Raw genomic sequence first — 13,455 nt, 5'->3', positions numbered from 1 at the left:
TGTATATGAAAAAGGAAGAAGCATTTCAAACTGAATTAGAGAGATTTACACTTGATCCTCTTAAGGATAAAGTCGTTCCTAATCTTAAGGATCACAGTAATGATCCTTACCTGGTTAAAAAAGTGAACAAAGCAACTGAGACCATTAAAAGAGTAGGCATTCCGCCTGAATTACAGAAACTTCAGGCGGGGCATTTGAAGAAATAAGCGGGTTGCTATTGCAGCTTAAAAATAAAATGTAAAGCCTTTAACCATTCGGCCAGAGACTTTACATTTTATTTCAAAGATAAATCCATAGCAATTCCCACCAACATACCTCCTGAAGATCTGCCGGTAAAACAATCGAAATTTCTTAGCTAAACGGCTAGTCGTTCAACAGGTCCCATTCCGATTTTAAAAGCGCAAATTGATATTCATTGATCCATTTGCCATTTACAAACCGGTTTTCAATAAAATGACCTTCCTTTCTGAAACCCATTAGCTTCAGCAAACTGATTGTTTCCAGATTATTCGCGTTTGTATTCACTACAAGCCGGTTAACCTTTGTCTTTTCAAACAAAACAGACAGCGTTGATGATAAAAATTCTTCCAGGTCTGGTTGTTCGTCAGGAGAGGAGTTAATCCTGAGTTCTGCAATACGGGCATCATCCTGATTGAGTTTTAACTCCAGATCGCCGCTTACTTTTTGAATAAGCTGATCCATTTCCAGATGGCTATGGTCTGTGATTTCCGTTTTGCGATCCCGGTTCAAAGAACCCGCATGAATGCTGTTCGAGACTGCTTTTCCATTGTCTTTAGCAAAAGAAATATAAGCCTCCATACGTTGATTTACATGTTCCTGGCTGATCACAATCAGATCCTTACCTTCGACTCTTTTTGCCCCGACCAACTGGCAACAGGTCTCTTTTATATCAGGAAAATAGATCACCAGCATCGTGCGGTCAGTATGATACTCGCTCGCCGGACTGGCCGATATTTCCCAGGTAAAGGTGATTTTCTCCTGGTTTTGGCTGATACCTGGGTTAATAGCTACAGGAAGTGTTCCCATGCTCATTAATACTTTGGTATAGTCCAGGCTGATGTCTGGATATATGCCCTGAACCGCGTTCTTTTTATTGTAAGAAACTGCCTCATTGTACTCGTTTCTGTCCGTTCCGGTAACCGCCAGACGGAATCCTGCACGGATGGCATGAATGGAAGGCTTGAGAATCTCATTGACCACTTTCATCTTTTCACAATTTGCCTTTCTTGCCGGAGTAAGCGGTTTACTGCTTTTACCAATTGTTCTAATCACATGTTTACCCTTTAAGGTATAACCTACCAGGTTGCCGATTCTGCCATGGAATCCGCCAAATAACCCATTTCTTAAATTTCCCATTTTGATGTTTTTAATTAATTACTTAATTATTTTTCTACAATTTACGAAATATTTTTCATATCGTATTGATATGCGTTTTAATTAAGTAAACAGTCTTCTGATTTTGGAAACATCGTTTATAGGTGCTGAAGACCAACGATTGACCTATCAACTACCTGATAATGGTTAAATGATGGCCAACAGGAAGATAACGGAAATGAAAAGCATTTAAAGCGCTATTGTGACGAGGGGCAGGGAAAGTCTGACGTTAAATACATCATTTTGACTACGCTCAAATTGGAATTTTACCGAATCACCATACAGTTGTACATAATTCTCTTTATAGGCTTCAAGATCGGTGAGCAGTTGAGGTGTTGCATTTGCTGCATAATTCATCTCCATCAGCAATTCATTGGCCTCAATAAGCAACATGATCTCTAAAACTACCGGTTCGGGATTAGGGATTTTACAAAAAGGCTCCAGGAGATTGATCAGTGCAAGAGGAGCGAGCTTTTTATTTTCTGCATCACCCTGGACATGAAATACGACCTTTAATTGCTGGTCAAAACCAATAAAATGAACAAAAGAAGAGAATGCAGACAATTCTTCTTTTAAAGGTGTTTGTGTTTGCCGGCCTCTGTAAAGGCGGTACCTCAACAGGTCAGAAAAGGTAAGAATCGCTTCCGGCGTACTTTCCTCAGGTATTTTTGCAGATTCTTTCAGCTGATGCAATGACCTCAGGATAAAGTCCGGACTGATATTGGTCTTCAGAAAGTCCAGCTTAACCTGCTCAATTTCTTTCTTTTCTTTTTCCAGCTCCATTAAGGTGCTGTTTTCTTCATTCTTCTCCATAAAAAAGAGCATGATGGCGAAAAAGAGAAAATTGTAAAGAAAGCCGTATAAATTTTCGATATAATCCGCAAGAAAACTATGGTCCTTTTCCAGCATTACCGGATCTTTCAGGTGGACGAAAGCCCTGCCGAAAAAAACATCTGCTGCAGTAATGATGAGGTAGCCTGAAATGACAAGCAACCAGAACTGAAGGTATTTATTCCGCTTAAAGAAATAGGGAATCAGCACCAGACAGTAAAGGTAAAAAAAACTGGCAATCATTACATTTGCCAAGAAAAAGTGGTTGAGAATCAGGGAAAAAGTAATCGGGCCTTTGGCTGGCATAATCGTACTGACGATCAATACAAATATCCAGTATACAACATGGGCTACCCACCTGTATTTATTGAAATAAACCCATTTGTTCCTTTCATCAATCTCTAATTGTACAAAGTTGCTCATGCTTTAAAAATTAAGGATTAAATCTATTTCGAAATGGTCTGGTTGATTGTTGATGAGGAGCTGGTGACGCCTTGGGTATAAAATTTCCAACCGCCTTTTTACATTTTTTAAGCCAATTCCGCCACGGTACTCTGAAAATGCCTGATGGACGGGCTTGGCCGGTTTGCTGTTCCGCAGGTTAAAATGGAATTCTTTTTTGGAGATTTCTATTTCCATATTTATCCATGACTTGCCAAAACTCGTTTTTGTGCCATGTTTAAATGCATTTTCCAGAAAATTGATCAGCAACAATGGAGCGATCTGATGAGCAGCAGCATCTCCTTTGATGTCTATACTGATCTTACACTGTTCCTCTTTATGTCGTAATTTTTCCAGCGCAATGTAGCTGTTGGTGAAAGTGAATTCATTTTCCAATGGCACCAGATCTGATTTACATTCATATAACATGTAATGCAGCAGTGATTCCAGGCGTTCAATGATGACCGGGGTTTGCGGGGATTTCTTTAAGCTCAACGCATAAATGTTATTCATGGTGTTGAATAAAAAGTGCGGGTTGATCTGAGATTTTAAAAAGCTGCCCTCCAGTGCAATTTTTTGAGTTTTGTAGTGTTCCAGTCGCCGGATTTCTTTCTGATGGCTGTAAATGTCAATAAAGTAATAAAAGGCGATAAATACGTTGGAGAAAAAAAAGTACATCATCGCTCTTCTCTTCATCTGGGCCAGTATCTCAAATTCAGGTCTGGAACTCATGATTGGGATGTTGCTGGCCGAAAATTTTATCAGCAGAACATAGGCCATAAAGCCGATCAGAAGAACCAGAAAAAGGAGGCCCCAAAAAATATACTTCCGTTTTTTTTGATATAAAGGAAATACCCACAGCAGCATCGTGTAGGATTGAAACAATACCGTAGCCATAAAACTGGTTAAGGCAAGCTGGGGAAAAGGATCAGGAAACAGAGGGTTGTTAAAAACTCCTCCCTGAGCCATTCTATAATAGTTTAGAACGTAAAAAAGTGCCCAGAATAGCAAGTGCAATATCCACTTGTAATTTGAAAATATTTGAGAAAACTGTTGCTTAAAAGCAGGGGTCATCTGGTGTCGGGTTAGTTTCGGCCGGGTAAAGTTATAATAAATTTACTTCCTTCATTCTCCTTACTTTCAACAATAATGCTTCCTTCGTGCTTTTCAATGAAATCTTTGCATAAAACGAGACCTAAACCTGTACCCGTTTCATTGTTTGTTCCCAAACCGATCATCTTTTTTTCAATGCGAAAAAGATTAGTCAGTGTCTTATGACTCATCCCAACGCCATAATCTATCACCGAAACCCGGACAGATTCCTGACCATTTTGTTCGTTGACAAGAAGCTCTGAATGAACTTCTACGCTTCCAAAATTAGGAGTAAACTTAATCGCATTGGATAAAAGGTTCCTAAATACCGTATGGATCATATCAGCATCGGCAGATATGGTCAGGTGTTGCGGAATAAGATTGATGATTTCGATATGTTTATGGGCTGCAACAATTTTCAACACATCGACACTTGATTGTACCGTATCGTGTATATTGAGTACCATGGGCTTAAAATTCAGTACACCTGCCTGATTGGTGGACCATAACAGCACGTTTTCAAGTAGTTTCGAACTGTTGTTCAGGCTATTCTGCAACAAAGAGTACATCTGTTGACGCTCCTCCAGATCCTCTTCAAACAGGCCTTCTTCCAGGAATTTCGTCAATGCGATGGCAGAATTAAGAGGACCCCGGAGGTCATGCGCAAGGATCGAAAAGAATTGATCTTTACTTGCATTCGACTCTTCCAGTTTCACATTTGACTGAGATAGCTTTTCATATTGATGTGCCAATACCAGTTTTTGGGATTTAATCAGGCGGTCTTGCTTGAAACGGGTTATGCTATTGTTCCAGAAAATATAGGCGATGGCATAAGCTACTGCAATCACACAAAGTCCATCTATTGCAGTCAGCAACACTTCATTCTGATCTGGCTGAGTTAGATATACACCATAACAAAGAAAAATATAAATGCCCAGCAGGTAAAAGAAGAGGTACGCCGGACGGATCAATAAAGTGGATGCGTTTAAAAGGCAGGCGAGTAAAAAGGTAATGATGGTCTTGTCCATTGCCTGGTCATAAACTGCACAAAGTGCGCCACCACTGGCAAAAATAAAAAACACAAGGTGAGGATACAGAATCGTTAAAAGCTGATGTTCTTTTTTGGTATGTTTTAACCATATCCCGGTAAGGAATAACGCCAGACAAGCCAGTCCCATATAAATGTTGACGATAAAAAAGCCATTGATCGGGCCCGTTGAGACCGGCCTAACACTGAAATTACCGTAACTGAAATATAAATGAATGATAATGGCAATAGGAATGAATAATCCGGTAATTAAAATCCCCCTGCCGAGATTAGCCGTTCGAACCTCGTCTTCAATGATCATCTGATCAAGAGCCGGTGTTTTAAAACTGTGAAAAAAGGGGAGGAGAGTCTTTGCCATTGGATACTGCTAGCAAATTTATTCTTTTATTTGACAAATAGCTAATCTTTTGAAAATGAGTTATTCACCGGTTTTATTTCCGTGTTTCAGGAACGACACCATCTGCTATTTTATATAGAAATATTTAATGATAAATAAAATGAATGACTTTTTAAATTAACTTATCTATGGAATTCCAGATAATTCTCAGGCTGGACAGAATGACTATTACGGCAACACCAATAAACATTTTCTTAATCGGAAGCTTTCCAACCAGGCGGGCAGCGAGAGGTGCCGCAGCAACACCGCCAATAATTAAGCCCAATATAGACTGCCAGTGACTGACGCCGAGAATAAAGAAAAAGGTAATCGCACTTGCCATCGTCACAAAAAATTCCGTTAAACTAACCGAGCCAATCACATACTTTGGTGTCCGTCCTTTTGAAATCAGGGTCGAGGTTACTAAGGGACCCCAGCCGCCACCACCAAAAGAATCTAAAAAACCTCCTGCACCAGCAAGCCAGCCTGCGCGCTTTACTTTCTGAGGCTTTGGTTTTTCTTTAAAAGCATTGCTTAGAATTCTAATGCCCAGCGCAAGGGTATATATAGAGATTACCGGTCTGATGTACTGAGAAAAAGCTTCTCCGGCGTAACCCAGCAATATTGCTCCTGCAATCGCACCCAATACCCCGGGAATCAGCAAAGTCTTGAATAACTTTTTATTCACATTACCAAAGCGATAGTGACTGAAACCAGATGCGCCACTGGAAAACATTTCGGCGGTATGGATACTGCCAGAGATGACCGCGGGATTTAACCCACCGGATAACAATAAAGTCGTAGAAACGACACCATACCCCATCCCAAGGGCGCCATCCACCATTTGGGCAAGAAACCCCACCACAAGCATCCAAAGGAATTTTTCATCCATCTGTCCATATAGCTCTTTTCCGAAAGTGAGGACGGTTTCATAACTAAGGAAGGAACCAATGGCAAATCCGATAAACAAAGCCGCAAGAAGGAAAAGGCACAGGTAAGCAATGCGCTTCCACTTTTTTTCCTGAGACCTGCTGTGCTGTAGGGCCATGCCAATATCGTTGTCTTGTAAACTCATTATTGTTGTTCTATTGAAAATTTATTTAGTTGGTCATCTATCAAGGGTAATGGCGACATTTAAGTTTGTATCTCAGGTCATGTAAAATGTCTATAGAATTAGTAGGCAATATTATATTAACTTTCTGAATAAACAAAATTATTTAGAAAGATTCTGCCGCTTTTCTTTGAAATTGATCCAATTGTCCCTTAATTAGGGCTTTTTAATCGACCTGTTTTTTATATGAAATCATTTTGTTTAAGCGGTCTTACCTTACTGACCTGCCTGCTGTTTTCCGGAATCTGCCATGCGCAAAGCAACGATACGACCTTAACCTTCCACCGAAAAAAAATCGATTCTCTGGATCAGAAATTGATAGAGATTTTAGGAGAGCGGGAGCGGGTGGTAAAAGAGGTGGGCATTTATAAGGCAAAAAATAACATTCCCGCACTTCAGAAGGGGCGGTTCAGGCAAATCCTGAAAAAGAACATCAAAATGGGAGCACAGGAAGGCCTTTCTGCAAAACTGATGACCAAAGTGATGAATGCCATTCATGAAGAGAGTTTAAGAATAGAACGTGCCATAAAAGAAGAGGAAACGCAATGAAAAAAATCAGCTTATGGGCAGGGATGCTCCTGTTAAATCTGGCCGTACATGCACAAAAAAGTGTATTTCCTGGCCGTTATAATGGATCGAAAATGGAAATTGCCCAGGAAATCATGATTCTGCCGGACGGTCGGTTTTTATTTTCCCTGAGCTACGGATCTGTAGACCGGATAATTGTTGGAAAATGGACAGAAGCAGGAGGGAAGCTGAGCTTAAAAGAAGAAAAAGCAGCGGCTGATCCCTTTCTCGTCTTTGGCAGACACAACAGCAAAGCTGAAAAAGGGAAACTGTTTACGTTTAAAGGTTATGCAGAGAATACTTCCGTTGCAGTTAGTTTTGACGATGTTTTTGAGGCAAACAATTTCCAGCTTTTACACCTGCGGGATCAGTCGACTTTTAGCCGGAGCAATTCCTTAAATGTGACTTCCAGGCCGGTAAATAAATTCTTCCTTTCTAAAGGCTTTTATGGCCCCTCGGAAGAAGACAACAATGTGGTGTACACATTCGTACCCTCCGCCAACTGGAACGATTTTATCCTGTATTATAATCCTCAGGCAGAGGTACCTCCGGTTAACCTTCAGGCAGTCTTAAAAAACGACAGTCTGTTTTTAGCGGAAGAAGGTGGGCAAGAAAGCTATTTTGCAGTAAAAAAGGAGTTGTCCAAAGAGATCGATCTGACTAAATTTGACAGCTATTTTTTAAATGCAGGGGTTCCTGATTCCCTGTCCTTACCTGATACCACAGGGAACAGACATATCTATAAACAGTTGAAATCGACCGAAAACTTTAAATCAAAGTTACAGATTCCGGATCATGAGGCTTATTTCAAAAGAGAAGATGAAGAAGGAGATCCAGGTATAGATCAGGTTGAGACTAATGCTGTGGCGACAGAAATCATACCTGCTCCTCCAAGAACTACTACTCCGAAAAAGAAAACGGCTAAAAAACCGATTAAGAAAAAGGCCTGGTAAATGAAATATCCAATCTTTGGGGGGCACTTCATTTACCACGCCTTTCATTTCTAATTATGCTGCTTTTGAAATCAGCAGCCGGGTTTTGTTTTGAAATCTGAAAAACAATAGGATAGAAGCCGTCAGCAGGCCGAAAGTAAGGCCATACCAAATTCCATTTACCCCTAAATCAAGCTTAATACCCAATAAGTATCCCAATGGAATTCCAATCACCCAGTAAGCAACAAAGGTGATGAAGGTCGGTACATTCACATCGCCAATTCCCCTTAATATGCCCAATCCGACCACCTGAGTTCCATCAAATAATTGAAAGAACCCGGCGATAATCAATAACTGCGCAGCAATATTGATCACCGCACGATCTTCTGTATAAATGTAAGGAAGAAGGTTATTGGCCACAATAAATAACATCGCGGTTATGCTCATAAAGAGAATGATCACATGATAACTCGCAATTGCGGATTGTCTGAGGTCATTGAAGTTTTTCTTTCCAAAATTGTTTCCTGTTTTTATGGTGGCTGCAGACGCAATTCCACTCGCCATCATATAGGTAACGGAAGCGAGGTTAATCGCAACCTGGTGCGCAGCTTGTTCTACCGCACCAATCGTTCCGATCAGAATAGCAGCACCACTGAAAGCACTGATCTCAAAGGAGTATTGCAGGGCCACAGGTGCACCGATTTTAACAATTTTAAGGGCCCTTACTTTATCAAAGAAAGTCAGCTTAAAGCTTTTGATATAGGCTTTGAAATATTGAGACCTCATCACATAAATGGACATAACGATTGCCATCAGACAACGATCGATCAGTGTACTTAAACCAACTCCTTTAACACCCATAGGCGCGATTCCAAACATTCCTTTCACGAAAATGATTCCCAGAATGATGTTCAGCAGGTTTCCCCAGATAGAAACAAACATGGCCTGTTTGGTGAACCCCAATCCTTCGGCAAACTGCTTGAAAGTCTGGAAAATCATCAGCGGGATAATGGAGATGGCAAGGTAACCCAGATATGGTTTTGCATAGGCAACCACTTCAGGCGATTGTCCGATGTGGTCAATGACCAGCAATGTGCCCAGATGGACGAACCCATAGAGCAATAGAGAGGTGATGAAGTTGATGATCAGACTATTCGACAGGAGCTTACCGCATTCTTCGTAATTTTTCCTTCCGTTTTCCTGAGCCATTAATGGCGTTAACCCGTAAGAGATTCCCATTCCTATCACGAGGATGAGCATGAAAAGGCTGTTTACAAGTGATACTGCTGCGAGTTGTATCGTTCCGGCAAAGTGCCCAACAATTACACTGTCAGCTAAATGGACTAGTGTATGCCCCAACTGTGAAACCACAATAGGCATAGCCAGACGTAAGTTGTCTGAATAATAAGGTTTATATTTTGAATAAATTTTACTAAGCATTTTTGCAAAAGTCGGCAATTCCGGCTTCATTTCTAGATGATGTAAAATAATTTTACATCCAGTTGTTATTGTATTGACGTGAAATATTCTTCTTTTTCCGAAGAATGAGGCTGGATCAGACCACTAATGATCAGGCTAACCAATACCTTCTGCGCTTTCTTATAGGAACTTCTGGTAATCTTACTGAACTCCTTCAGGGTAATGCGGCCTTGCTGACCAAGGTATTCGAAGAGTTTTTTTTCATCCTCCCTATAACTGATCAGCTGTCCGTTGGGATCTCCGCTCTTTTTGATCACATCTACAATGATCTTACTGGCGAGCAGGCTCTTGTCCTGGACCCTGAAATAAACCCACCATTTTTTGTTTTCATCTAAAGCATAATGCGGTTTGGTATCGCTTGGATGGATGGTTACGACGAGTACGAGTTTATCGTCTACGTAAATCTCCTCGAACTCGGGTTCTATCGCCGGCCGGCAAAACTGATGCGCAGATTTGGTGATCATATACCGCTCTTCATCTTCGGATTTCACCCCCTTGATACTGCCGTCGTCGGCAACGCCAATGAGCAATTGCCCGCCTTTATTGTTGGCAAAAGCAACAAGGCTTTTGGCAATTTTTTCATTGCTGTTAATGGTTTTCTTGAAATCCAGGGTAGTTCCTTCGCCTTGCAGGATGAGTTTCTTGATATTCATTGGACTGTGACTTAAACATACAATTTAATAAGCAATGCGTGGTTCTTCCCCCTGATACAGGTTTCGGACGTACACTTCATTCATGACTGTTGCGCAAAGCTCGCCCTGCGCATTGGTGATCTCCATCGGGTAAGCTTTTACAAATTTACCAGCAGTATTTAACGCTTCAATAGCCTCATTCAACATATCATCGCTAACGGTGATGGTAAAAAATAAATCTCCCCGTCCCGGTTTAAGGTATTGAATAGAAGCACTTTTTAACCAAACCCTGACTTTAAATCCTGCCCTCTGAAGCAACTGATCAAACAGCAGGGCATAAAAAGGATCTGTAGCGGCATAAATGGTTCCTCCGAAGATGGATCCGTTATAATTTTTATTGAAAAGGCTTTTATTGATCTTTACATCCACTCCCCGAAAACCTTTATGGAATTTCTTCACCCATATACGCTGGAATAACAAAGGAGGGTAAAAACAAAGGCCCCATTTAAGGGTTTTTTCTGATACAACCATGATGCTTAAATATCAGAAAGTTTATTGAACTATGAAATTTTAATGTGGTTAGTAAAGTAATTTTTTAGTAAATTAGGGATATGTATGTATATGACACAGTTACTGCCGCCGTTTCAGATCTCGAAAAAAGAGGTTATGAATATGATTTCACTTTAGGCCCTGATTATATCGAATGCAAGGCAATCGATATGCAGCTGATGCCGGAAGAGTTTGAGATTGATGAGGTCTATCGTTTTGAGGGAATGAATGATCCGGCAGACAGTGCGGTCATCTATGCGATCTCTTCGCCTGTGGGCAACCTGAAAGGGGTGATGATTGATGCGTACGGGGCTTATGCGGAGAATGTATCCCCTGAGCTGCTGGATAAACTGAAGATGCACCACGACTAACCAGGAAACTTTTAGGCCTGCTGTTTGTTTTGAATAGGAGAATCAATTGAAAATCCTATGAAAAAGTTAATTTTTAGCATTGCCTGTGGGTCAATTATGATCGCGGCAGCATGCAACTCCACGAAGAGTGTTTCAGGAGCTTCTGATAGCACCAGAGTCGACACCACAATGAAACCAATAGACACCAATAAGGTGAAAGATACGACTAAAACACTGCCTCCGGATACGATGAAAAAACAGCAACCGGATTAAGTGACTGAAAATCAGGTTTTAGAAAGAATGGCCAGGTCTGATGATCTGGCCATTCTGCATTTAAATCAGAATATTTTTCCCGGGTAATTAAATTTGTTTGTACTTTCAGTCCACCAACAAACCTCCAATGACTACTGAAAATAATAACAAAAGCGTATTCCTCCTGGTGCTTGTCGCAGCCCTCGGTTATTTTGTCGACATCTACGACCTGCTCTTATTTCTGATTATAAAAAATAAAAGCCTGGCTGCACTGGGTGTTCCTGCCGATAAAATCACGGAAACCGGACTGAGCCTGATGAACTGGCAAATGGCTGGTTTGCTGATCGGTGGGTTCTTCTGGGGAATTCTAGGCGATAAGAAAGGCCGTTTATCTGTGCTTTTTGGCTCTATCCTGATGTATTCTATCGCCAATATTGCGAATGGCTTTGTAACGAGTATCCCCATGTATGCGGCATTCCGGTTTATCGCAGGTATTGGGCTTGCAGGAGAATTGGGAGCGGGTATCACGCTGGTATCTGAAAGCATGAGCAAAGAAAAACGTGGTTATGGAACGATGCTGGTTGCCGGGGTAGGCCTTAGTGGCGCCGTAGCCGCTTATGTTGTCGGTGATCTTTTTGAATGGCGTAATGCCTTTTTTATTGGCGGAGGATTGGGCATATTGCTCTTATTGCTAAGGATCGGTGTTTTTGAATCCGGAATGTTTAAGAACATGGCAAAAAAGGAAGTTTCCAAAGGTAATTTCATGATGCTGCTGACGAGGAAGAGAGGGTTTAAATACCTGAATTGTATCCTGATTGCCGTGCCGGTCTGGTTTGTGGTAGGAATTCTGATCGGAATTGCTCCGGAATTTGGGAAGGCTTTACATGCAAAAGAAATCTTTGACAATGGGAAAGGGGTGATGTTTGCTTATATCGGGATTTCGCTTGGAGATTTCCTGACGGGCGCCCTGAGTCAGGTTTTTAAAACCCGTAAGAAAATCGTGTTTATATTTTTGACGCTGACATTTGGCAGCATGCTGCTGTATCTGTTCAGCAGCGGATGGACGGCTACAAACTTCTATATTTTCTGTTTATGTACAGGGATTTTTACCGGCTATTGGGTGGTATTTGTGACCATGGCTGCTGAACAATTCGGCACCAACCTGCGGGCTACAGTAACGACAACTGCACCAAATATGGTGCGGGGTTCACTGATCCTGGTGACGATGCTGTTTCAATGGCTGGCGGGCAGCATGGGGATTGTAAATGCGGCCTTATGTGTGGCGGTGATTACGGTGGGCATGGCGTACATCGCCCTTTATCACCTGGAAGAAACTTATGGACGGGACCTGAATTTTATCGAGGAATAGTGTCAAAAAAATGTACTATCTCAACTTTTGAGATGGAGGCGCTTTTTTAAAGGTTAACTTTGAGCTTAAGTTTTAAAGAAAATGGGGTTTAAAGATAAAGTAGTTGCCGCTTACCAGAAAATTCAGGATACGATTTGCGAGGGTCTGGAACAGGCCGACGGAAAAGGACGTTTCGAAGAAGAACTATGGAGCCGTGACGGCGGTGGCGGTGGCAGAACCAGGATTCTGCAGAATGGAAATGTAATTGAAAAAGGCGGCGTGAATTTTTCCGCGGTACATGGCAAATTACCGGATGCCATTAAAAAGGCTTTTAAGATCGAGAGTGATGATTTCTTCGCTACAGGCGTATCTATTGTCATGCATCCAAATAATCCTTTTGTGCCCATCATACATATGAATATCCGCTATTTTGAGATGGATGATCAGACGAGGTGGTTTGGCGGAGGCATAGACCTGACGCCACATTATGTGATTGATACGGATGCACGTTTTTTCCACCACTTACTGAAACAAACCTGTGATGAATTTGACAGTGGTTTTTATCCTAAGTTTAAAACGCATGCGGACGATTATTTCTTCATCAAACACAGAGAAGAAACAAGAGGTGTAGGTGGCATCTTTTATGATAAACTGAAGCCTGAAAATACAGGGATGGATTTTGACAGGTTATTGGAATTCTCGGAGGCCGTAGGAAATACTTTCCTGCCAGCTTATACCGAGCTGATCGACAGAAACAGAGATACCGACTTTAGTCCGGAAGAACAGGAATGGCAATATTTGAGAAGATCGAGGTACGCGGAGTTTAATCTGGTCTACGATGCAGGAACAAAATTTGGCCTGGAAACCAACGGGAGGATAGAATCCATCCTGATGAGTCTTCCTCCAATGGCGAAATGGGTGTATAATTATCAGCCAATTCCCGACAGCCCTGAAGCTTACACCCTGAGTAGGCTGAAAAAAGGCGTTGAATGGGCCTGATTCGCCTTTTTATACCCGAAATTTATACGACAAAATTTTTCCACAATGCGCCT

At 41.4% G+C, this 13,455-nt stretch carries 15 protein-coding genes; 7 read left to right on the top strand and 8 right to left on the bottom strand.

Annotated features, from left to right (window positions below):
• Positions 1-5 precede the first annotated feature (5 nt).
• A complete protein-coding gene (locus BLQ87_RS22095) occupies positions 6-206 on the top strand; it encodes a hypothetical protein (protein ID WP_074611095.1) in 201 nt (66 codons plus the stop codon).
• Positions 207-363: 157 nt separating this feature from the next.
• On the opposite strand, the gene BLQ87_RS22090 is transcribed toward BLQ87_RS22095, so the two are convergent.
• From BLQ87_RS22090 to BLQ87_RS22070, 5 genes are all read right to left on the bottom strand, one after another.
• Entirely contained in the window at positions 364-1,377 is a 1,014-nt protein-coding gene (locus tag BLQ87_RS22090) for a GNAT family N-acetyltransferase (RefSeq protein ID WP_074611094.1), read from the bottom strand.
• 207 nt (positions 1,378-1,584) lie between these two features.
• Positions 1,585-2,649, bottom strand: a complete 1,065-nt coding sequence (locus tag BLQ87_RS22085; RefSeq protein ID WP_074611093.1) for a histidine kinase — start codon at positions 2,647-2,649, stop codon at positions 1,585-1,587.
• Positions 2,650-2,652: 3 nt separating this feature from the next.
• The gene (locus BLQ87_RS22080; protein WP_074611092.1) at positions 2,653-3,636 is read right to left on the bottom strand and encodes a sensor histidine kinase; all 984 of its coding nucleotides are present in this window, start codon (positions 3,634-3,636) and stop codon (positions 2,653-2,655) included.
• A 116-nt stretch (positions 3,637-3,752) separates the two neighbouring features.
• Positions 3,753-5,165 (bottom strand): sensor histidine kinase, encoded by a 1,413-nt coding sequence (locus BLQ87_RS22075; protein WP_074611091.1) that lies wholly within the window; start codon positions 5,163-5,165, stop codon positions 3,753-3,755.
• 151 nt (positions 5,166-5,316) lie between these two features.
• Entirely contained in the window at positions 5,317-6,258 is a 942-nt protein-coding gene (locus BLQ87_RS22070) for a sulfite exporter TauE/SafE family protein (RefSeq protein ID WP_074611090.1), read from the bottom strand.
• A gap of 222 nt (positions 6,259-6,480) precedes the next feature.
• On the opposite strand from BLQ87_RS22070, the gene BLQ87_RS22065 reads away from it, so the two are divergent.
• Both BLQ87_RS22065 and BLQ87_RS22060 read left to right on the top strand, forming a co-directional pair.
• Positions 6,481-6,843, top strand: a complete 363-nt coding sequence (locus tag BLQ87_RS22065) for a chorismate mutase (protein ID WP_074611089.1) — start codon at positions 6,481-6,483, stop codon at positions 6,841-6,843.
• A complete protein-coding gene (locus BLQ87_RS22060) occupies positions 6,840-7,814 on the top strand; it encodes a hypothetical protein (protein WP_074611088.1) in 975 nt (324 codons plus the stop codon). The genes BLQ87_RS22065 and BLQ87_RS22060 overlap by 4 nt, the downstream gene beginning before the upstream one ends.
• 54 nt (positions 7,815-7,868) lie before the next feature.
• Here the strand turns inward: BLQ87_RS22060 and BLQ87_RS22055 are convergent, their stop codons facing one another.
• The 3 genes from BLQ87_RS22055 to BLQ87_RS22045 all read right to left on the bottom strand — a co-directional run bounded on the left by BLQ87_RS22055 (position 7,869) and on the right by BLQ87_RS22045 (position 10,435).
• Entirely contained in the window at positions 7,869-9,233 is a 1,365-nt protein-coding gene (locus BLQ87_RS22055; RefSeq protein WP_074611241.1) for an MATE family efflux transporter, read from the bottom strand.
• 65 nt (positions 9,234-9,298) lie between these two features.
• Positions 9,299-9,925 carry an AlbA family DNA-binding domain-containing protein gene (locus tag BLQ87_RS22050; RefSeq protein ID WP_074611087.1) on the bottom strand — a complete coding sequence of 209 codons (627 nt, stop codon included), beginning with the start codon at positions 9,923-9,925 and terminating at the stop codon, positions 9,299-9,301.
• Positions 9,926-9,949: 24 nt separating this feature from the next.
• The gene (locus BLQ87_RS22045) at positions 9,950-10,435 is read right to left on the bottom strand and encodes a DUF4442 domain-containing protein (RefSeq protein WP_074611086.1); all 486 of its coding nucleotides are present in this window, start codon (positions 10,433-10,435) and stop codon (positions 9,950-9,952) included.
• 80 nt (positions 10,436-10,515) lie between these two features.
• On the opposite strand from BLQ87_RS22045, the gene BLQ87_RS22040 reads away from it, so the two are divergent.
• The 4 genes from BLQ87_RS22040 (at position 10,516) to hemF (ending at position 13,402) form a co-directional block, all read left to right on the top strand.
• A complete protein-coding gene (locus BLQ87_RS22040) occupies positions 10,516-10,824 on the top strand; it encodes a phosphoribosylpyrophosphate synthetase (protein WP_074611085.1) in 309 nt (102 codons plus the stop codon).
• A 57-nt stretch (positions 10,825-10,881) separates the two neighbouring features.
• Positions 10,882-11,076 (top strand): hypothetical protein, encoded by a 195-nt coding sequence (locus tag BLQ87_RS22035; RefSeq protein WP_074611084.1) that lies wholly within the window; start codon positions 10,882-10,884, stop codon positions 11,074-11,076.
• 127 nt (positions 11,077-11,203) lie between these two features.
• Positions 11,204-12,424 (top strand): MFS transporter, encoded by a 1,221-nt coding sequence (locus tag BLQ87_RS22030; RefSeq protein ID WP_074611083.1) that lies wholly within the window; start codon positions 11,204-11,206, stop codon positions 12,422-12,424.
• A gap of 81 nt (positions 12,425-12,505) precedes the next feature.
• Entirely contained in the window at positions 12,506-13,402 is an 897-nt protein-coding gene (gene hemF / locus BLQ87_RS22025; protein ID WP_074611082.1) for an oxygen-dependent coproporphyrinogen oxidase, read from the top strand.
• Positions 13,403-13,455: the final 53 nt, after the last annotated feature.

The organism is Pedobacter steynii, from assembly GCF_900103665.1.
Taxonomy (GTDB): Bacteria; Bacteroidota; Bacteroidia; order Sphingobacteriales; family Sphingobacteriaceae; genus Pedobacter; species Pedobacter steynii.
Note: the sequence above shows the minus strand (reverse complement) of the source record. Positions and strands in the feature narration are given on the sequence as shown.